This is a genomic window from Psychrobacter sp. TB20-MNA-CIBAN-0197, assembly GCF_040309765.1.
Lineage (GTDB): Bacteria > Pseudomonadota > Gammaproteobacteria > Pseudomonadales > Moraxellaceae > Psychrobacter > Psychrobacter submarinus.
The window spans coordinates 1-250 of sequence record NZ_JBEOPC010001106.1 but is presented as its reverse complement, the minus strand read 5'-3'; the positions used below and the strand labels follow the sequence as shown (position 1 = coordinate 250).

The 250-nt window shown below is 64.8% G+C and carries 1 pseudogene; it reads right to left on the bottom strand.

The annotated features are described in order from the left end of the window. Positions 1-228: pseudogene (locus tag AAEY83_RS17345) on the bottom strand (hypothetical protein); the annotation flags it as partial. Between the last annotated feature and the right edge of the window lie 22 nt (positions 229-250).

Genomic DNA, 250 nt, shown 5'->3' with positions numbered 1-250 from the left:
ATGCAGATGCGCCTGAGCTACCTTGCCGCTGCCGATGATTGCCAGTCGCTGGGCGTCCAACGGGGCGAGGGCGTCGACCGCCACTGCCGTGGTCGCGGCGGTGCGCGCGGTGGTCAGTTCGCCGGCATCACAGAGCAGCAGCGGTTGGCCGGTTTTCATCGACATCAACAATGTCCATGCCGTCACCAGCGCACCCTGCTCACGGACGATGTACGGCGAAGTCTTCACTCCGTATACGCCGTCCTCAGCC